The sequence below is a fragment of the Bacteroides intestinalis genome (assembly GCF_003464595.1).
Classification (GTDB): domain Bacteria; phylum Bacteroidota; class Bacteroidia; order Bacteroidales; family Bacteroidaceae; genus Bacteroides; species Bacteroides intestinalis_A.
Genome location: NZ_QRZF01000012.1, coordinates 72,005 through 94,620 on the forward strand (window position 1 = coordinate 72,005; position 22,616 = coordinate 94,620).

General features: G+C 42.4%; 8 protein-coding genes. 4 read left to right on the top strand and 4 right to left on the bottom strand.

Going from position 1 to position 22,616, the window contains the following annotated elements:
• Positions 1-64: 64 nt before the first annotated feature.
• Both DWW10_RS16530 and DWW10_RS16535 read right to left on the bottom strand, forming a co-directional pair.
• On the bottom strand, positions 65-1,543 hold the full coding sequence (locus DWW10_RS16530) for a glycoside hydrolase family 30 protein (RefSeq protein WP_022392467.1): 1,479 nt from the start codon (positions 1,541-1,543) through the stop codon (positions 65-67).
• A gap of 218 nt (positions 1,544-1,761) precedes the next feature.
• Entirely contained in the window at positions 1,762-5,757 is a 3,996-nt protein-coding gene (locus DWW10_RS16535; RefSeq protein WP_118420713.1) for a hybrid sensor histidine kinase/response regulator transcription factor, read from the bottom strand.
• 414 nt (positions 5,758-6,171) lie between these two features.
• Between DWW10_RS16535 and mutS the strand changes: the two genes are divergently transcribed.
• Both mutS and DWW10_RS16545 read left to right on the top strand, forming a co-directional pair.
• Complete coding sequence (gene mutS, locus DWW10_RS16540; RefSeq protein ID WP_118420712.1) at positions 6,172-8,760, top strand: DNA mismatch repair protein MutS; 2,589 nt, start codon at positions 6,172-6,174, stop codon at positions 8,758-8,760.
• 115 nt (positions 8,761-8,875) lie between these two features.
• Positions 8,876-11,317, top strand: coding sequence for a beta-L-arabinofuranosidase domain-containing protein (locus tag DWW10_RS16545; RefSeq protein WP_220395700.1), 2,442 nt, complete (start codon positions 8,876-8,878; stop codon positions 11,315-11,317).
• Between the two features lie 6 nt (positions 11,318-11,323).
• Here DWW10_RS16545 and DWW10_RS16550 read toward each other — a convergent pair whose 3' ends face one another.
• Positions 11,324-15,385 (bottom strand): two-component regulator propeller domain-containing protein, encoded by a 4,062-nt coding sequence (locus DWW10_RS16550; protein ID WP_022392463.1) that lies wholly within the window; start codon positions 15,383-15,385, stop codon positions 11,324-11,326.
• A gap of 158 nt (positions 15,386-15,543) precedes the next feature.
• On the opposite strand from DWW10_RS16550, the gene DWW10_RS16555 reads away from it, so the two are divergent.
• Positions 15,544-16,803 carry a glycoside hydrolase family 76 protein gene (locus DWW10_RS16555; RefSeq protein ID WP_022392462.1) on the top strand — a complete coding sequence of 420 codons (1,260 nt, stop codon included), beginning with the start codon at positions 15,544-15,546 and terminating at the stop codon, positions 16,801-16,803.
• Here DWW10_RS16555 and DWW10_RS16560 read toward each other — a convergent pair.
• Positions 16,793-18,742 (bottom strand): glycoside hydrolase family 97 protein, encoded by a 1,950-nt coding sequence (locus DWW10_RS16560; RefSeq protein ID WP_022392461.1) that lies wholly within the window; start codon positions 18,740-18,742, stop codon positions 16,793-16,795. The genes DWW10_RS16555 and DWW10_RS16560 overlap by 11 nt on opposite strands.
• Before the next feature lie 198 nt (positions 18,743-18,940).
• Between DWW10_RS16560 and DWW10_RS16565 the strand changes: the two genes are divergently transcribed.
• Positions 18,941-22,564: a glycoside hydrolase family 38 N-terminal domain-containing protein gene (locus DWW10_RS16565; protein ID WP_409012371.1), complete on the top strand. Its 3,624-nt coding sequence runs from the start codon at positions 18,941-18,943 to the stop codon at positions 22,562-22,564.
• The last annotated feature ends 52 nt before the right edge of the window (positions 22,565-22,616 follow it).

Genomic DNA, 22,616 nt, shown 5'->3' on the forward strand with positions numbered 1-22,616 from the left:
TGTAGTGAAGAATCTACTTCTCTTTTATGAGTAGAGATTCTTCACTATTTTTTATTTTAGTAATTTATTTCTCTTCGAATGTATTGAAAGAGTGCGGTTGAAGTTCAATGTTCAGGTAACGGTCCCGCAACTTCACGGTTACTTTTTTAGCCTCATCATTAAAGTTTCCGGTTATCACTACCTTTTTCTTTTCTGGAGTTTCCACTACCAAGACCGGTGTTCTTCCTTCTGTTGAAGGCTTGTAGGCTATAACGCGTGAACCGGGTGTTACGAACTGGCTATAATGTCTTACAGCATAATACTCCGGTGTAAGAGTTGCCGTACGGGTTTTTGAATCAACATGTATCAAAGCATTCTGTTTCCAACCCCAGGGACTTTCACCGTTATCGCAGAGGGTATTGTTCCAGAAGGTGTACTCTTCGCAGCCATTACCCAGGTAGTGGTTAATCAGATGGAAGGTGTGTTCGCCCGCTCTCCAGTCGAAGGTGCCCCCACCGCATTCGCTTTCTGTCTGCATATACTTGTACTGGGGGTATTTGGCACGTATTTTAGGTAGTATCTGTCCTCCTTCCCACTGAAAGCCAACTCCCTGAACGCTTTGCGGCATGCGTGGATCGGAAAGTATTTTATCAACATAGTCATAGCGGTTGGTATTGAAAGTACCAAGGTAGAGAGCTACTTCCGGATGATGTTTCTTTAATGTGGGCGCCAGATACTCTACGTTGAAACGTACGGTACCCTCAGCTGTCCAGGCACAACCGGGATACGGGGTATAACTGTATGCTTCATTCTGATACATGATCATATCGATGGGAATTCCTTGTTCTTTATAAGCATCAATGAACTTACAGAAGAAGTTGGCATAAGTTTGCAGATAGCGCGGGTCCTGAATCATGTAGTCATTCACTGCCAATTGTTGTGGAAATACGTCATTACGTCTTTCAGTGTTGTCCTCAAAAAGGGCAATGCTGGATTCGGGCGACATCTTGTTTGTCCTGTCACTGCGTACCGGATAATCATTATTTATTTTCATCCAGCTGGGGGGGGACCAAGGAGATGCCCAGAAGGTCATGTTGGGGTTATACTTTTGCGCTGCACGGACAAAAGGAATAATAGCCAGTTTATCACGATTGATATTGAAATACTTCAGTTGGAAGTCGCCTGATACTTCGTCGCAGCTGTACCAGTCGCGGGCATAATCGTTGGCATTCATTGAAATACGGCCTCTTGTGAAGCGTAATTCTCCTTGGGGAGAGAACATTTTTTGTAGAAGATCATCCTGTTCATCGCGAGTAAGCATATTCAGGGCATCCCAACATAGTTCGTTAAAGGTGGTTCCCCATGCTTTGAATGTGGTACCTTCTTCCGTTTCGCTAATATTTAAAAGCGGGGTTTGGTCAGCACTCGATTGTAATTTTACTTTTGCCTGTTTCCAAGTGTTGCCTTCGGTGCTGCTGACCCAATTGAAATTCTGGGCATAGGTATTAGCAGCCAAAGCGGTGAGACAACACAAGAACACTCTTTTGATGTTTTTTTCTCTCATGATAATAGTTTATTTAGGTAATTAATAATATTGCGAATATTGATTGTGATACAATATCAAGCTGGGGGCAAATTACGATAAATAATGAGAAATAATAGGGATACAAAAGAAGCAAAAAGGGATACAAGTCAGCTTTTACCTTGTTTTAGAACAATTGTATCCCTTGATGAAAGCTGTAGAAAGAGCTTCTATCAAGGGGTATAATGAAAAATGTTTTATTATTCTTCTTTTTGCTTCTGATATTCGGTGGGTGTTACATTGAACTCATTTTTGAAACATTTTGTGAAATACTTCGGATTGGTAAATCCTACGGCATAAGCTACTTCTGAGATATTTACAAAAGGTTTTTTAAGTAGTATACAGGCATGCTTTAGCCTGATATTCCGGATGAATTCTATAGATGAAAGGCCAGTCATAACTTTTATTTTTCTGTTTAGGGTAGACTTGGATACGCTGAGTTCCGAAGCAAAAGTATCTATATCAAATTCTGATTCGATTAAATGAGTTTCTATACATTCTACGGCTTTTTTTAAAAACAGTTCATCATTGGTTTGATATTCTAATGCTACGATATTGATTTCAGTGTCTGTCCTGAACTTCTGTTGGCGTTTTTGGTTGGACTTCATTAAGTTGTCAATGCGTGCATAAAGCATCTTTATTTCAAAAGGCTTTGTCAGGTATCCATTTACCCCTGCATTGAAACATTTTACCTGGTCTTCCACCGAACTTTTAGCTGTAAGCATAAGAACGGGAATATGGCTGGTGCTGATGTCTTGTTTGATTGTTTTACAGAGCTCGATACCATCCATTCCGGGCATCATATAGTCAGTGACCATTAAATCTATATCCTTACTTTTCACTGCTTCTAATGCTGCATTTCCATTCGTAGCAGTGAGTATATTATAGTGTGTTGCCAGCTTTCTTTTCATCAGTAGCAAGAATTCTTCATTGTCATCTACCAGCAATATTGTACCTTCTTTCTCTTCTGTTTCCTCTGTTTCTCCATTCGGTACTGTTGATGGCATTTCACTGGTTTCGATAATGTCCTTTATTTCCGGATAGTAATCCCGGTCGATAGGGATTAGAACTGTAAATCTGGAGCCTTCTCCGATGCTGCTTTCTACCTGGATGTCTCCTTTATGCAAGGTCACCAGTTTCTTGGTTAATGAAAGCCCTACACCATTTGATTGAGGCGCATAAGCTGTTTTGTTCACATAGAACGGAGTGAATATCTTGGATATTTCTTTCTGGTCTATGCCTATTCCTTCATCCTGTACCTCTATCCGGAGGAATCGGAAATTATTTTTTAGCAAAGTCGATACATTCAGCTCTACTTTCTTATTGGCAGGTGTATATTTGGCCGCATTCGAGAGTATGTTGTACAGAACCTTGTCTATCTTGTCAAAGTCCATATATCCCCAAATGTCTTTTTCTTCCAGATGAAGACTGAAATGGAGGTTTTTCTTTTCGATGATTGGTCGTATGCCTGTGTGATAGATTTCACGGATAAAGCTGCTGACATTGCCATAGGTAGGGGTGAGTACAAACGAGTCGTTCTCCACTTTCCGGAAATCGAGCACTTGCTGGATTAAGCGTTTTAGGCGGAGCACATTACTCTTCAACATATGTACATCTTCCTGTGGAGAAAACTTTGTTTCTTCTAGGTTGTCCGCTACGCAGCTGATGGTAGTAAGTGGGGTGAGCAGTTCATGGCTTATATGGGTGAAATATTCCAGTTTAGTCTTGGTCAGTTCTTTTTGGAATCTAACCTGGTCGGACTGCCTTACCCTATGCAGGTAATAGAACATGATGGAGTAAAGAATCAGGATGGTGAGAGTTATATAGGTACCATATGCCCACCATGTCTCGTACCAAGCCGGCTTTTTATAGATACGTAGTTCTGTGACGTCGTCTTTCCAATAGCCGTATTCGTCTGTAGAGCGCACTTTGAAAGTATGGTATCCTTTAGGGATTTTATTGTAGAAAGCCGACCGGTTACCGGTTTCGGTGTATACCCACTCCTTGTCCACGCCATCCATCTTGTAGGCGTATCTTATTCTCGATGTTGCTGTAAATTGAAGAGCGGAGAAGAAGATTTCAAGATTGTTATCTTCGGGCTCTAACCAGACGCTTCGGGTTGATAAATCTTTCGACTGGCGCTGGGGATTGAAGAAGAAAGAATTATTGGATACTTTGATATCTGTTATGATGACCGGGTTGGAGTTGATCTTCTTAGATGGGAATTTTGAGGAAGCCATCGATACAAAGCCACCATGCCCACCGGCATAAAGCTTGCCGTTGAACAGGTCTATGACGTCCTTCTTGAACGAGTTTATCTGAACGGATTCGTCTGAATTTGAATAATGAATGTATCTATCTGACTGGATATCGTAGGCAGTCAATTGTCGGTTTGTTAGTATCCAAAGGGTATTCCTGTCATGTTTCATCCCTAAAATAGACTGTCCGGTCATTCCACATGAGTTGCTGAAGTCCTTCATTGTCTCTGAGTTGAGATCCATTTGCAGGATGGAACCTTGAGTAGTGGCAATCCATAGGTGGTTTTCCTGGATGACTATCTTATCAATATTGTTACTGGGTAAGGATGAATTCTGGGTTGAGTATTGTTTAATTGGTTCCAGTTTATCTCCTAAAGAAACCTTATGTAAACCGGAATCTTCGGTTGCCAGCCAGATGTTACCATATCCGTCTTCTGCAATAGATGTAATGTTGGGCAGAGAGAATTCGGGGATAATGAAATCTTTACCGTCCGGTTTTAGATAGAGCTGTCCGGTGGTAGCTACCCATAAATTTCCCTTACTGTCTTCATAGATGGATGTAATGTTGCCTGTAGCACCTTTTGGTGTATATAAGTCTTTTGCCAGTAGGTACTCGATTTCTCTTTTACTGTTTAGTTTTGCTTTGTAGAGAGTGGGCTGGTCTCTGCATCCCAGCCAGAATTCTCCCGGTTGTTTCGAACGCAGGATATATCCTACATTATGCACTCCGGGATTGGTATTCGAATAGTCATAGAATTTGTCCTGCTCTATGTCATACCAGCAGAGTCCCCAACGTTCCTGATTAAACCAGAGTCCATTGTTGGGGTCAATGCCCAGAGTAGTTATATTCGTGTCGAAACCTACATGCTTTTTCAGTTTGGGCAGGAAATTGTTAGTTATGGCAGGATTTCCCATTAGCAAGTGATATCCACTGTCGTAAGCCCCGGCCCAAAGGTTGCCTTCCCTGTCTTTGATGATCTGGCTGAACATTTTATTGTAATCGAACATATACGAGCTGAGATCCACTTTTTTCAGATGTCCGTCCACCACTTTGAAAGCGTAAAGCTCGTGGTAGCCGAATACCCATATATAGCCGTAAACATCATCTTGTACTACACTGAAGAATGCGGTTTCAGGCAAGTGCAGTTTTTCATTGAAGACTTCTTGATGTGTGTACATGTTGTCCTCCGTTGCATCCGGATGAAAGCGGTAGATACCGTCTCCCCAGGTCAATATCCAATATTGGTCATCTTTGTCCTGGAATATTTTAAAAGGAGTATTCTTTGTTCCGAGTGCAGGAAAACTCATGAATGTATCTGTATTTTTGAGATACTTGTATAAGCCTCCTCCCCATGTACATACCCATATATTGCCGAAATGGTCTTCGTATATTGAGTTTATGCCATTGTTGGGAACCGCTGGGATTAAATTTCCGTAGCGCTTCTTCAACGAATAGTCGGAATTGTAGTGAGAAACCTGATTACGGGTACATATCCATAGTTCTTTCCGGCTATCTACCAACATGAAGTTTATCCATGTATTCTGGATTTCTTCATCAGGGAACGGCCGTATCTGATAGTTACTCTTATCCACCAAATTAACTCCCTGTCTTGTTCCTACCAGCAGGCAATTATCATCTTCAGCGAAACACCAGATGAAGTCATCAGTTAATAAATGCGGCTGATTAAAATCTGATTTGAAAGTCTGGAGTTGGTATCCGTCATATCGTCCTAAGCCGTTTTTAGTTCCTAACCAGATGAATCCGTTCTGGTCCTGATGCAAGTCTATTACTTCATTGGAAGGTAGCTGTTCCAGAAAAGGCATTTGTTTGGCTATTATTTGCTGTGCATATGAGGAAATGCTCATTAATAGGAAGATGACAATGAGAAAGGGGGATACATATATCTGAATTTCTGTACGATGAATTCTGTTTTCCATAATGTTACAAGGTATTTTCTTTGGTGGCGATTGCAAAAATAGGGTATTATTGGCAATACTTCAATCAAAATGGCATTTTTGTGAACCTCCCTGTAAAGTATGGGCATAAAAAAAGGAGTACCGCTGTACTCCAACCTTTGTTAACCTTAAATCTAATACTATGAAAAACACAGTGCAAAGATACGGACTTCTGGGATATCTGCAAATAAAACAAATAAAAAAGAGTGTTTTATAACATGTTTTAGTAAAAGTGTTGTTTTTGTTAAGGCTTACTAAGGATTTGAGTCCCCTCAGTACTTGTTTTCTAAAAAAGAATTATCTTTGCATGGCTGCGAAAATAAGCTGCACTTTTGCATATTAATAAATTTATAAAGAACAACTACTGTGAGCGAAGAAGATATTGTCCTTACTCCGATGATGAAACAGTTCTTGGACCTGAAAGCCAAGCATCCTGATGCCGTAATGTTGTTTCGTTGCGGTGACTTCTATGAAACTTATTCTACCGATGCTGTTGTTGCAGCCGAAATCCTGGGAATTACCCTGACTAAGCGTGCCAATGGTAAAGGAAAGACTGTTGAAATGGCAGGATTCCCTCATCATGCATTGGATACGTATCTACCTAAGCTGGTACGTGCCGGGAAGCGTGTGGCCATCTGTGACCAGTTGGAAGACCCGAAGATGACCAAGAAACTGGTGAAGCGGGGTATTACGGAACTGGTAACTCCCGGTGTTTCCATCAATGATAATATACTGAATTACCGGGAGAATAACTTTCTGGCTGCCGTACACTTTGGTAAAGGAGCGTGCGGTGTAGCTTTTCTCGATATATCTACGGGTGAATTCCTCACTGCAGAAGGGCCTTTCGACTATGTAGACAAGCTATTGAATAACTTCGCGCCTAAAGAAGTACTTTTTGAACGTGGTAAGCGGGGGATGTTCGAAGGAAATTTCGGAAGTAAGTTCTTTACTTTTGAACTGGACGACTGGGTATTTACAGAGACCACTGCCCGTGAGAAACTTCTGAAGCATTTTGAAACAAAGAATCTGAAAGGTTTTGGTGTAGAGCATCTCAAGAATGGTATCATTGCTTCAGGCGCTATCTTGCAATATCTTATCATGACGCAACATACCCAGATAGGACATATCACTTCACTGGCACGTATTGAAGAAGACAAATACGTCCGTCTGGATAAATTCACCGTTCGTAGCCTTGAGTTGATAGGTAGCATGAACGATGGAGGCAGCAGTCTGCTGAACGTGATTGATAAAACGATTAGCCCGATGGGAGCCCGCTTACTGAAACGTTGGTTGGTGTTTCCACTGAAAGATGTATTGCCTATTAATGAACGCCTGAACGTAGTGGAATACTTCTTCCGCCAACCGGATTTCAAAGAATTGATTGAAGAACAATTGCATCTGATAGGTGATTTGGAACGTATTATTTCCAAAGTTGCTGTAGGGCGTGTTTCTCCGCGTGAAGTAGTTGCGTTGAAGGTGGCTTTGCAGGCTATCGAACCTATCAAAGAAGCCTGTATGGAGGCGGATAATGCCAGTCTGAACCGTATTGGAGAGCAACTGAATATTTGTAAGTCCATTCGTGATCGTATTGAGAAAGAAATTAATAATGATCCTCCGTTGCTGATAAACAAAGGCGGTGTCATGAAGCCGGGTGTCAGTGATGAATTGGATGAATTACGCCAGATAGCCTATTCCGGTAAGGATTATCTGTTAAAGATACAGCAGCGGGAAAGTGAACTGACGGAAATTCCCAGCTTGAAGATTGGCTACAACAATGTGTTCGGTTATTATATCGAAGTCCGTAATACGCACAAAGATAAAGTTCCGCAGGAGTGGATACGTAAACAAACTCTGGCAAATGCCGAACGTTACATCACACAGGAGCTGAAAGAGTATGAAGAGAAGATACTCGGTGCCGAGGATAAAATATTGATCCTGGAGACTCAGCTTTATACAGAACTTGTGCAGGCTTTAAGTGAGTTTATCCCTGCCATCCAAGTCAATGCAAACCAGATAGCACGTCTGGATTGCCTGCTTTCCTTTGCCAATGTAGCGCGTGAGAATAACTATATACGTCCTGTTATTGAAGATAACGATGTGCTGGATATTCGCCAGGGACGCCATCCGGTTATTGAGAAGCAACTTCCTATAGGGGAAAAATATATTGCCAATGATGTGATGCTGGATAGCAGTTCGCAACAAATCATTATCATTACCGGTCCGAATATGGCTGGTAAGTCTGCATTGTTGAGGCAAACGGCTCTGATAACGCTGTTGGCACAGATCGGTAGCTTCGTACCTGCCGAGAGTGCGCATATCGGTTTGGTGGATAAGATATTCACCCGCGTGGGTGCCAGCGATAATATCTCTGTTGGCGAATCTACGTTTATGGTAGAGATGAATGAGGCTGCGGATATCCTGAATAACCTGTCTCCGCGCAGCCTGGTGCTCTTTGATGAGCTGGGACGAGGTACATCTACCTACGACGGTATTTCTATCGCCTGGGCGATTGTAGAGCATATCCATGAACATCCTAAAGCAAAAGCACGTACATTGTTTGCTACGCATTACCATGAATTGAACGAAATGGAGAAGAGTTTCAAGCGTATCAAGAACTACAATGTTTCCGTTAAGGAGGTGGATAATAAAGTTATCTTCCTGCGTAAACTGGAACGTGGCGGCAGTGAACACTCTTTTGGTATCCATGTAGCAAAGATGGCGGGTATGCCGAAAAGCATTGTAAAACGTGCGAATGACATATTGAAGCAACTGGAAGCGGATAATCGCCAACAAGGTATTGCAAGTAAGCCGATGGCGGAAGTGGGAGAAACGCGTGGCGGCATGCAGCTTAGTTTCTTCCAATTGGAAGATCCGGTCCTTTGCCAGATACGGGATGAGATATTGAATCTGGATGTGAATAATCTGACTCCGCTGGAGGCGTTGAATAAGCTGAATGACATCAAGAGGATTGTGAAAGGAAAGTAACTATCCGCATGGTTTAGCAGATTAGTGCTATTTTCTGATAGAATTGCATCATACGAATCGATAGGTTTCGCCTATTTTTGCATCATATACTTTGTAAATAATACCTTCAATGAATATGATGAAAAGATGTGTGTTCCTATCTTTGTTTTTACTGGCTTCTTCATACCTGTTACATGCCGGTGAAATTGATGACAAAAGTGTTGTAATCAGTAAGCAACCTAAATTATGGCAGACTTTCTGTTTGTCCGAAGTGCGGCTGCTTCCTGGTAGTCCCTTTTACCATGCCATGCTGGTATCCCAGCAGTACTTGCTGGATGCTGATATTGAACGGATGTTGAATGGGCGTAGAAAAGAGGTCGGCATTCCTGAGAAGAAACCTTATCCCGGTTCGAACCAACCACAAGGAACACGTATCACAGACTGGCATCATTATGTTTCCGGTACTTCCCTCATGTATGCGCAGACGGGCGATACACGTTTCCTTGATCGTGTGAACTATTTGATAGATGAGCTGACTATGTTGGATGTCCGCAGGGATTCACTCTATCAGGTTCAGGGAAAAACTCCCGAACTCCCCTATGCAAAACTTATGAAAGGTGAACTGGTTCTTAATAATCCGGATGAGGCAGGATACCCATGGGGTGGGCTATGCTGGATTCCTTTCTATTGGCAGCATAAAGAATTTGCTGCCTATCGTGATGCCTACCTTTATTGTAATAATACGAAAGCGTTACGACTCTGGATTAAACAGGCAGAGCCTGTCACGGAGTTCATTCTAAAAGTTAATCCCGATCTCTTCGAAGGTTTCCTGGATATGGAGAATGGAGGTATAAACGCTGTCTTTGCTGATTTGTATGCTCTCACCGGTGATGAACGTTACATGGCTGCTTCCATGAAGCTCAATCATCAGAAGGTTATCCTGAATATTGCGAATGGGAAGGATGTATTGTATGGACGGCATGCCAACTTTCATTTACCGGCATTCGAAGGCACAGCCCGACAGTATCAGCTTACGGGAGACGAAGTATGCCGGAAAGCTACTCAGAATTTTGCAGAAATCTATTATAAGGACCACATGAATTGTATTGGCGGAAATGGTTGTTATGAACGTTTCGGACGTCCCGGCGAGATAACCAAACGCTTGGGGTCTACTTCCAGCGAGACTTGTAACACCTATAATATGATGAAAATAGCCTTGAATACGTTTGAATCCACAGGTGATTTACGTCATATGGATTACTTTGAACGAGCCATTTACAATCATATACTGGCGTCACAGGACCCTGAAACAGGAGGGGTGACTTATTATACCATGCTATTACCCGGTGGATTTAAATCTTATAGCGATCGTTTCAATATAGAAGGTATCTGGTGCTGTGTAGGTACAGGGATGGAGAACCATTCTAAGTACGGCGAAGGTATCTATTTCAATAATCATCAGTCGCTCTATGTCAATCTCTTTATCCCTTCAGAGTTGAACTGGAAAGAAAAGAACCTACACCTGAAACAAGAAACCGATTTTCCCCAGGGAGATTGTACGACTCTGACTATTCTTGAGAGTGGTTCTTATGATCACCCTATTTATATCCGCTATCCTCATTGGGCAGGCAGGGAAGTAAGTGTCCGGATTAACGGTGAAGAGTATCCGCTACACGCCCGGGCTGGTGAATATATTCGTTTGCAACATCCCTGGAAAACCGGAGACCGGATTCAGGTGGAAATGAAACAAACGTTCAGACTGGAAGCGGCACCGGATGATCCTTTTATGAATGTAATATTCCGTGGTCCTGTTGCCTATGCAGCCCAACTTGGATCCGATCATATACCTAATGATCATATCAAGTTTTCCCGTCAGAATAATGCTTTTCGTCCGTTGGATGATATTCCTCTCTTTATCGTGAATAAGATGGATTTGGAGAGTTGGTTGAAAGCAGACAAAGCTATCCCTCAGGCATACCGCACTCAAAAGGCGGGTATTCTGAATGGCAAACCCAAAGATGTACTCTTACGGCCTTATTATCAGACCCATCATCAACGTTATTCGCTCTATCTGAATATGTATACTCCGGAAGAAATGGCTTATAGAAAGCGGGTAGTAAGTGATGAGTTGCGCACTTCATCGGATACTGATGAGAAAGCACATCGGCTGATGGCAGAAAAGAGCGAGAAAGCACCTCAGGCAGTCCTGTCCAATGTGTGGGAAGCAACGCGGTTGGGACGTATGACGGATACGGACGGATGGTTCTCATATCAGGTAAAGGTTAATCCGGATGCTACGCAGAACTATCTGGTGGTGACTTATTGGGGAACCGGACAAGAAAACCATGATTTTGATATATTGATTGATGGCCAGAAAATAGCTACAGAGTGTTTGATGAATAAACACCCTCTGACTTTCTACGAGGAAATCTATAAAATACCTGCCGATATGACGGATGGAAAAGAAAAGGTCACTGTCCGATTCCAATCACATCCCGGTAAGAAGGCCGGCGCAGTGTTTGCCTTGAAAGTAACGACAGAGCCTGACCTGTTTCCCGGTTATTCGTTTTATCTCTAATAGAAATTATAGTGAAGACTTTTCTATCTTCACACTGTCCTTCTGTTGTTCTCTATACTGCCGGGGCGGCATGCCGAAGCGTGAAGAGAACAACTTATAGAAGGTACCGCGGTTATTGAACCCTGTCCGGTCCATAATCTCTTCAATGGTGAGATTCTTGGTCAGTAACAAACGTTCGGCCATCGTAAGACGATATTCTTTGATGATATCAGCCGGTGACTTTTCTGTTATCGGCTTCAGTTTCCGGTAGAATTGGCGGGTGCTATATCCCAGGTCGCTACTTAGCAATTCAACGGATAAGTCAGGGTTTGTGATATTCTTTTCTATAGTCTCCAGAACCTTATCCAGGAATTCCTGGTCTTCCTTATGGATGCAGTTCCCATTTTCTACGGTGAAAGAGCTGAATATGGAACTGTAATACTCTTTTAAGTCCGATTCGCGCTGAATCAATCGATAGACCACCTTTTCCAGGTATTTCACGTTGAAAGGCTTCGTTACGTATACTTCTGCACCGGCCTCAATGCCTTTCACCTGATCGTCTTCGTGATGAAGCGCGGATAATAAAATAAGTGGAATATGACTCCATAACTTATTCTGCTTGATTTTCTGAGCGAAAGAAAGCCCGTCTGTTTCAGGCATCATCACATCTGAGATAATCAAATCCGGTTGTTTCTGTTCTAAATTAGCCAGAGCCTCTTGGGCGCTGCCGAAAGATAGTACATTGTATTTATCCACAAATATCTCCGATACAAACCACAGCATGGAAGGATCGTCATCAATGATCATAATCGTGTGTTTGGAAGTGTCGAAATCGGTGGTGGTTTGTTCCAACGTCATAGGTTCCGTGAGGGCGCTCACAGGCGTTGTTTCGTATTCTTTCCGGGGGATATCTGTCTCTTGCGTAGCGGGTGATAGTTCCGGTAAAGTAACTGTAAATGTCGTTACTTCGTTTGGGATACTGCTGACATTGATTTCTCCGTTCAACAAAGTAGTCATGCTCTTGCAAATAGCCAATCCGAGACCGTTTCGTGAATTCTTCCCATTCATTTCAAAGGAATCCAATATCTTGTAGCGGTCGAATATCTTCGAAAGGTTTTCTTTCGCTATACCTTTTCCGGAATTGGATATGCTAAGGGTCAGATGTTGATTCTCTGTCTTCAGGCTAACGGTAATAGTGCCTTCTTCCGGAGTATATTTAAAGGCATTGGAGATCAGATTATTGGCTATCTTGTTGAAACAACTGATATCCGTATTCCATTCAATATCCGGTTCGATATCCAATTGATAATTCAGGTTCTTATTCTCAGCCAGTTCACAGAATGATTCTGCAATATTCCGGAGCTTGTCTGATACCAGTAACCTTTGGATGGAAAGTGCCTTATGGCCGGTTTCCAGCCTACGGAATTCAAGCAATTCCAGAATCAAGCTATTCAGTTTCTCCGTATTCTGCTGTATCATCTTTCCGTACTTGCGGATATATGAGTCTGATTGCGGGTAAGCAAGTATCTTTTCGCATGGGCCGTAAATCAATGTGAGCGGTGTACAGAACTCGTGTGTAATGTTAGTAAAGAAGCGAAGTTTGGATTCGTAAACTTCTTCTTTCTTTTCCCGGTTCAGCTTTTCGATGATGCGGTGTTGTTTCCGACGGTATTGACCGATAATCCTGTAGACAGCAAGAATACAGAGCAAAGCTATGATTATGAAATAGAAGATATATGCCCAGATACTTAAATACCACGGTGGAGTGATCTGAATCAGAAGAGTCTGAGGTTCAGACTCTTTTCCATTCATGTTATTTCTGTATTTTATTAACAGCGTATATTGTCCGGGTGGAAGATTGGAAAATACGGCACTGGCTGACGTTCCACTTTCTATCCACTGGTTACTAACTTCATCCAGTTTGTAAGAATAAGAATAGTTGTTGCCGTTTATGTAATCGACTGCCATAAAATTAATGCAAAAGAAATTCTGACTGTAGTCCAGTTGGAGTATTTCCTTTTCTTTCTTTTTATGAAGAAAGTCATATATATTATATTCTTTTCCGAAGATAGACAATCCTTTCAGGCTTATCTGAGGCATATAATCTGCCATCCTGTATGTATTAGGCTTGATGGTTACAAAGCCGTTTGTACCTCCGAAGAATAAGGTTCCGGTTCGTAAGTCCTTATAAAAAGCTCCGTCACTGAATTCGGTGACTTCCAGGCCGTTTTCCCTGTCGTATGTCTGTCCGGTGTTTGTCTGCGGGTTAAATCTTACTAACCCTTGATTCGTACTGATCCAGAGATTGTTTTGCTGATCCTCTAAAATGCCGTGTACGGTGTTGTTTGAGAACAGGTCTGCCCGGTCATGCCTATGGGAGTAATCCTGATTCAGATGCAGCAATCCTGAACTGGTGCCTAACCAATATCCCTTTTCATTTTTGTAAATAGCGAATATATCATTGGCAGTCTGACTTTTCACAACATCATCAAACTTGTAGGGAGTCATTGCTCCGGTCTCTACATTGAGCCGGTAAGCACCGTAGCCACGATTACCAAACCAGAGTATGGAGTCACTTTCCTGGAAAGAGGTAAAGAAGTAATTGGATGCCATGCGCCCTTTATCCAGAACAATCCTGGTGGCTGATTTAACGGCTGGCGAGCTTCCGTTATTATTCAGAATTACCTTTACGATACCCTCACCAACGGTAGATACCCATAAAGTAGTATCATTCAGTTCATTGATGGAATGTACGTATTTCACTTTCTTATTGTCGGCAACGACTGGGAACTCTTTTAGTTGTTTGCTTTTGTACGAATAATAATTAATGCCGTTTTCGGTACCTATCCATAGTTTGCCTGTAGTGCTGGGAGCAAAGCAATAGACGGCATTATCAGTCAGCGTACTGTTGGCGGTAAAAATACGGTCGAAAGAAGTTAGTGCCTCCTTATCAGGAGAATAATTATTGATACGTACTATGCCACCTCCTTTAGTTCCTATCCATAATGTTTGTTCCTCGTCACAGTAAAGTGCGCGTATGGGGTTGCTAATCTGGTAAACAGGGGTATCCAGCAGCGTGTTTGTTATGGAAAAAGCATCGTTAAAGTACATATACACGCCTTGACCGTCTGTTCCTATCCATATGATATCCTGAAACTTATCTTTCATCAGACAGAAGATTCCCGAATGTATTTCGGTGGATTGCATCTGGTACTTCACTTTCTGGTCGGCCATGTATTTTAATAGAATCAGTCCGCTGCTTTTGAAGCCGATGTAATAGTCGTTCTGTTGCTTGATAATAGAAGATACCTCTCCACGTAATTCGATTTCGGTTTTAAGATCGGCTATATAGTACTCTTGTTGGTTGTTGAAATTATATTCGTATAACGAGTAAGTATCGTCAATGAAATAGACTAAGTGATCTTCTGCAAAAGCCCATAGCAGTTTTCCGGCATGCTTGAACAGATTGTTAGGAGCCAGGGTTACTCCCTGCTCTGTTTTATGAATCTGGTAGCTACGGGTATCATGATCTGATGTGAAGATCCAGAGAATATTATTTTCATCGACAATCGTAGATAATACATGTTCAAAAGCAACTGGCGGAACCTCCAACTTCCGGAAAGCTTGTTTTTCCCGTTGGTAATGATAAAGATATCCGTCATCTTTCACGATGAAGAGTTCGTTATCGTCACTCTTGGTGATGTAGTTATTGTCTTTGAAGTCCGGGAAACTTTGGCAGATTTGCTGTTTGGTGTCCAACCTGTCCAATCCGTAATTGGTTTGTATCCACAATACATTCTCTTCGGCTTCCATGATATGGTTGATCAGATTTCCCGAAAGCAATGTTTCTGAAGAATAGACTGGGGTATATACCTGTATGCGGGTGCCATCGAAAACATTCAGACCGTCACATGAACCGATCCAGATGACTCCTTGATGATCTTGGTAAAGAGACAGGATAGCACTATTGGATAGTCCGTTTTTATTGGAGAACTGTCGTAGGCTATATGCGTAATTCGCCAAAGGGAAACAACATATAAAGCATGAAAGCAACCATATAAACCGGAATACTTTGTGGATGTTTCTCATATTCATATATTCGTTAGACGTCACAAAGATAAGGAATAATGGCAGGATATTGTCTTATAGTCGGACTTTTATGTCCGAAGTCTGTATATCTTTTCTTCTGGAGAACGCTTAATTTTGCATCTGAAAATTAGTAGTATAAATTTAGAAAACAGATCGATATGATAAGAGTCTCTTTGGGAGTGGCAATGATTTTATTGCTGGCATCGACTGCTGTATGCAAAGCAGGGGATTTCAGAAAGGAAACAAATCAGGCATTTGGGTATACTCAGAAAGAAGTCTGGATGGCTTATGACGGATTTAATAAAACCTTTCTGGATTCAAACAAATACATCTATAAAACAGATACCTCCTTCGAACAGGCTGTTGACCGCGGTAATGGTGCCGCAGCTATCTGGTGTCAGCCCATTTATTGGGAGATGGCTATGAATGCATATAAGCTGGCTAAATCGGAGAAAGATAAAAGGAGAACTAAAGAGATGAGAAAGCTTTGTGAGAAGATTTTTGCTGGAAACAAAGCACATTATGCACATTTTGATTTTGATGATAATAATGAGAACACAGGTTGGTTCATTTATGATGATATAATGTGGTGGACTATTGCTCTGTCGCGTGCTTATAAACTATTTGGGGAGGAAGAATATCTTCGACTGGCAGAAGCCAGTTTTAAGCGGGTATGGTATGGTTCGGATAAGGTAGGAGACACAGGATCTTATGACGAAGAGAATGGAGGTATGTTCTGGCAATGGCAACCTATACGGAATCCGAATCCCAATAAACCCGGAGATGGAAAGATGGCCTGTATCAATTTTCCTACTGTAGTAGCCGCCCTGACTCTCTATAACAATGTACCGGAAGGAAGACCGGAGCAAACCGGACAAATTCCGGAATGCCAGTCCAGGAGCCAATATCTGGCGAAGGGCAAAGAGATTTATGAATGGGGAGTTGAGAATCTGTTGGATCAGAAAACAGGTCGTATTGCCGATAGCCGTCATGGTAAGGGTGCTCCGAATTGGAAAGCACATGTTTATAATCAGGCTACTTTTATCGGAGCCTCCGTTTTATTGTATAAAGCTATAGGTGAAAAACGCTATCTGGATCATGCGCTTCTGGCAGCTGATTATACTTTCAATGAGATGTCTTCTGCGGAACATATACTACCTTTTGAGCGTGGAATCGAGCAAGGTATTTATACTGCTATTTTTGCCCAGTACATTGCTATGTTGGTATATGATTGCGGGCAGACTCAATATCTTCCATATCTGCACCGCAATATTTGTTCCGGTTGGTCCAACAGGGATAAAATACGTGGCATTTGTGGTGGTGAGTATACCCAAGCACTGTCAACCGATGTAGTGGTTGACAGTTATTCTGCTTCGGGCATACCGGCACTGATGCTTTTGTTTCCTGCTATTCGATAATAGCAGCGAAACCACCATTCCGTACAAGACGTATGCTGATTTTCTCTCCCTTTTTCAGCGTACGTTCTTTTTTGCGATAATCCATAGCCTGATGACCGGCATTGATTCCATCTTCAAAAGAAGTCATACGATATGTTTTTCCTCCTTTTAGGAAGCTGAAGTCCAAATCGAAAGTTCTTTCTTTCTGTTGGTTATTAGTCATGCCGCCAATGTACCATTTGTCTCCTTTACGTTTGGCAACGATGGCGTATTCACCGGCTTTAGCTTCCAGGGCGATGGTTTCGTCCCAAGTCTGTGGAACCTGAGTAATGAACCGGGTACATTCTTCGTTACGGTAATAAAGTGTCGGATTGTCTGCCATCATCTGGAGTCCGCTTTCAAAGATGACGAACAGGGCCATCTGATAAGCGCGTGTACCTATGCTGGCGGAATTAGGACGTTCGCAGCGATATACTTCCGGCTGCATGCTGAACATGGCTCCGGGGGTATAATCCATCGGACCCACTGCATTTCTCATGAAAGGCAGGTAAACACTGTTATCCGGTTTACATCCGCCCATTTGCTCCATACCTCTTACGCCTTCATATGACAGTACGTTAGGATACTTATATTCTAATCCGGCCGGTTTGAATGAACCATGGAAATCAACAAATAAATGATGTTTTGCGGCTTCCTTAGCCACTTTTTCATAGTAGTTAACCATCCATTGGTCACTCCGATCCATAAAGTCGATTTTGACGCCTTTTATTCCCCAATTTTCAAAGGTTTCAAAAAGCTCGAAGTTATTCTCTACTGCCAGCCAGGTCAGCCAGAGTACAATGCCCACATTTTTCTCTTTGCCATAGCGGATAAGTTCGTGCAGGTCTACGTCCGGGTTGGGAGTATACGGATCTTTTGTACTTTTCGCCCACCCTTCGTCCATGATGATATAGGGCACTTTGTAGTGGGAGGCAAAGTCGATGAAGTATTTGTAGGTATCCAGATTACATCCGGCTACAAAGTTTACGTCCGGACCGTAAGGAGTGGCACCATTCCACCATTCCCAACTGGCTAATCCGGGTTTAATCCAGGATGTGTCTTCCAGTAGATTCTTGTCTGCCAGCTTATAGGTCATCGTATTTTCTATCAGTTGTCTGTCATCCTTGCAGATGACGAAGTAACGCCAGGGGAAATCACGTTTTCCATTCGTTTTGGCTATATAATCCGCTTCTTTGAGAATTTTCAGGCTACGGTCTCCGTCTTCTCCAAATTCAACCGGTACCTTCGGAAATACGGAATACATTCCATTGTTATTATTGCTTTTGAGGAATAGGGCAGGATAGTCCGTCAGATTCGATTCACTGATCAGGATCTTATAGCCTTTTTGTGTATCGATCAGGATGGGCAATAAAGCCATCTTGTCGGTTTCTTTCCAATCTTTGCTTTGTATATGTTGATATGATTCTTCATAAGCTGTTTTGAAGCTGCCCGGCTGTTGGGTATGGAGTAAGTAATTCTCCGGGAAATGCACTTGGAATGTCTCATTCTTTACCTCAACAATTCCTTTTTTGTTGGTGATGAAACGATAGGCAAGTCCGTCATTGAAAGCACGGAATTCCACAGAATAATCTCCCTTGAACTTCAATACAAGCTGATTGTAATTATTGGAGACGGTTGAGTACTTAAGTGGTACAATAGGGGTTAATTCTTCCTGAGTGCTTTTAGAGATTGCTTTTAACAGTTTGGGGTTAGCTCCCAATTGCAGGTTGCCTATTTCCATTTGCAGGCTACCTTTTTCCAGTAATGTTTCATTCTGGTAGGTAATGTCGTAGTCGATTTTATCCGAAAGACTTATGGATATACCAATATTCTTATCCGGGGATGACAACTTATATATCTTTTGGCTATGACCATATAAAGATACACAAAATGCACAAAGTAATAACAGGTGTTTTTTCATGGTAAATAATTGTTTTATGTTTCGGCGTAAAAGTACTGCGTTGTGTAGATTATCCTTTATGTATTTGTGACATTTATGTGTTTTTTTTGCGACATTCGGGCTTTATATACAATAATGTCATATATCCGTATACCGGATGACCTCATGACGCCCTATCTTTACCTCACACTAAAAACATTAAATGCGAATGCTATGAATTTGAAACAATCTCTTATGGTATGTGGTGCTTTTCTGGCACTGACAAACGGAGTCGTTTCAGCCCAGACTACTGCTACGAAAACAGCAAAAGTATATACTGTGGCTGATGCTCACCTGGATACCCAATGGAATTGGGATGTGCAAACCACCATTAAAGAATATGTGTGGAACACATTAAACCAGAACCTGCTTCTACTGAAGCAATATCCCAATTATATTTTTAATTTTGAAGGAGGTGTAAAGTATGCCTGGATGAAGGAATTTTATCCCCGGGAATACGAATTGATGAAGGAGTATATCAAAGAAGGACGTTGGCACATTTCCGGTAGTAGCTGGGATGCCAATGATGCTTTAGTACCTTCGACCGAATCCTTCATCCGTAATATTATGCTGGGACAGGAATACTATCGGAAGGAATTCGGGGTGGAGAGTACCGATATTTTTCTTCCCGACTGTTTCGGTTTCGGCTGGACTTTGCCCACTATTGCCGCTCATTGTAGCTTGATAGGTTTCTCCTCTCAAAAGCTGGACTGGCGTGTACATCCTTTCTTTGGAAAGAGCAAACATCCTTTCACCATTGGAGTATGGAAAGGAATAGATGGTTCTTCTATCATGCTGGCTCATGGTTACGATTATGGAAAAAGATGGAATGATGTAGATTTATCTGAAAATAAAGAACTGATGGAGTTAGCGGAGCGTACTCCTCTGAAAACTGTTTACCGTTATTATGGAACAGGCGACATTGGCGGTTCACCTACTGTCGGTTCCGTACGTTCCGTAGAGAAGGGGGTGAAGGGTAATGGTCCATTGCAAATCATAAGTGCTACGAGCGACCAGCTGTTCAAGGATTATCAGCCTTACAAAGAACATCCTGAACTTCCTGTATACGATGGTGAACTATTGATGGACGTACATGGTACAGGATGTTATACCTCGCAAGCAGCTATGAAACTCTATAACCGCCAGAACGAACTTCTGGGTGATGCAGCCGAACGTGCGGCAGTGGGTGCCGAGTGGCTGAATCTTGCAGATTACCCCGGTACTTTCCTGTCTGATGCCTGGAAGCGTTTTATATATCATCAGTTTCATGACGACCTGACGGGAACCAGTATTCCCCGCGCCTATGAATTCTCCTGGAATGATGAATTAATTTCTCTTTCTCAATTCTCAGATGTGCTGACATCCTCGGTACGCGGCGTTGCCAGCCAACTGGATACTCGCGTAAAAGGCATTCCTGTAGTACTTTACAATCCGTTGGGCTTCTCTGCAAAGAGTGTGGTGGAAGTGGAAGTCAGTATGCCGCGCGCTCCCAAAGGCGTATCTGTTTTTGACGAGGCCGGAAAGAAAGTAGCTTCCCAGTTACTTTCCTATCAAAATGGAAAAGCAAATCTGCTGATCGATGCTGTGGTACCTCCCGTAGGTTACGCTGTATATGATGTCCGTACTTCCGGTGAGAAGGCTACAGAGCTCTCTGCACCGGTCCGTGAAGGCGAGAACTACCGGGTAGAAAACTCCGTATACAGTATGAAGCTGGATGCTAACGGAGATATCATTTCTTTGCTGGACAAGAAAAACGATAAAGAGATTGTGAAGCCCGGAAAGGCTATCCGTCTGGCTCTCTTTACGGAGAACAAATCTTATAGCTGGCCGGCTTGGGAAATTCTGAAAGAAACCATAGACAAAGAACCTATTTCCATTACGGATAAGAATACTGAGATTACACTGGTGGAAAACGGTCCGCTACGTAAAACAATTCGTATCAAGAAGCAGCATGATGAATCGGTTTTCTGCCAATACATCCGGCTTTATGAAGGAAGTCAGGCACCTCGTATCGATTTCTATAATGAAATAGAATGGCAGAGTACCAACGCCCTGCTGAAAGCAGAATTTCCTCTGAACGTTTCTAATGAGAAAGCGACCTATGATTTGGGTATCGGTAGCATACAGAGAGGCAATAATGTCCCTACAGCCTATGAAGTATATGCACATTATTGGACTGACCTGACCGACAAGAATGAAAGTTATGGAGTTTCCATATTGAATGACAGCAAATACGGATGGGATAAGCCCAATGACAATACAATTCGTCTCACGCTATTGCACACACCGGAAACAAAGCGAAACTATGCTTATCAGAATCGTCAGGATTTTGGTTTCCATAGCTTTACTTATAGCTTGATAGGTCATGACGGTAAGCTGGATAAAGCGGAAACCGTTCAGCAAGGAGAATTGTTGAATCAACGCCTGAAGGCTTTCCAGACTGATAGTCATAAAGGTACATTAGGTAAGACTTTCTCTTTCGCTTCATCTGATAATCGGAATGTACTGCTTAAAGCATTGAAGAAAGCTGAAAGTTCTGATGAATATGTGGTACGTGTGTACGAAACTGAGGGTAAGCAGGAACAGAAAGCTACTCTGACCTTTGCCGGAGAGATAACTGCTGCCTGTGAAGCAGACGGAACAGAGAAGAAGATAGGTAATGCTTCATTCGCAGGAAACACTTTGCAGGTTTCTTTAAAACCCTATTCTGTCAAGACATTCAAAATCAAATTGAAACCTTCCGGTTCAGTGGCTGCCACATTGGATTCCGAATATCTTGCGTTGAATTATAACCGTAAGTGTGCTTCATGGAACGAATTCCGTAATGAGGGAAATTTTGAATCCGGCTATTCCTATGCAGCCGAACTGCTTCCTGAATTATTGACTGTGAATCAGATTCCTTTCAAGCTGGGTGAGAAAGATGCTGCCAACGGCATGACTTGTAACGGAGATACCCTGCAAATTCCTGTAGGCAAGGGATATAACCGTATCTATTTCCTTGCTGCCGCCACCGATGCAGATTATGAAGCTACCTTTACCACCGGTAAAACACAGCAGAAAGCCTTTGTTCCCTGCTATACCGGATTTATCGGTCAGTGGGGACATACGAATCATACGGAAGGGTATTTAAAAGAAGCTGAAATAGCCTATGTAGGTACTCACCGCCATGGAGCTACCGAAGATCTTCCTTATGAATTTACCTATATGTTTAAGATAGGCGTAGATATTCCTAAGGGTGCAACTACGGTTATATTGCCTGCAAACGAGAAGATCGTTCTTTTTGCCGCTACTGCTGTAAAAGAAACAATGGAACCGGTGGAAGTAGCTACCCAATTATTCAGGACTGCCGTGAAAGGTTCAGTTACTGTCAAGGAAGCTACCGTTCCCAAGGAGAACATCCTGAAAGAAGCCCATGTGATGGGTTGGTCAGGATATACACGTGAAGGTGAACATCCCCGTTTAATGGTGGATGGAAATAGTGAAACAAAGTGGTGTGATACCAGTATATTACCCAACTACGTGGATTTCGATCTGGGTGAAAACAAGACGATCAGCGGCTGGAAATTACTTAATGCCGGACAGGAAAGCCAATCCTGGATTACAAGTGACTGCTTCCTACAGGTGAAAAATGCTGTTAACGAAGAGTGGAAGACGGTAGACGGAATATTTGGTAACTCAAGTAACGAAGTATCCAGAAATCTTTCTCAGCCGGTAGAAGCACGCTATGTGCGTCTGTTGGTAACCAGACCGACACAAAGCAAAAATGGAAATGCAGTGCGTATCTATGAATTTAATGTGTATTAGATAAAGGCGTTTTAATTGAAGAATCCCCGGTATCCTGCCATGAAGAAGGATA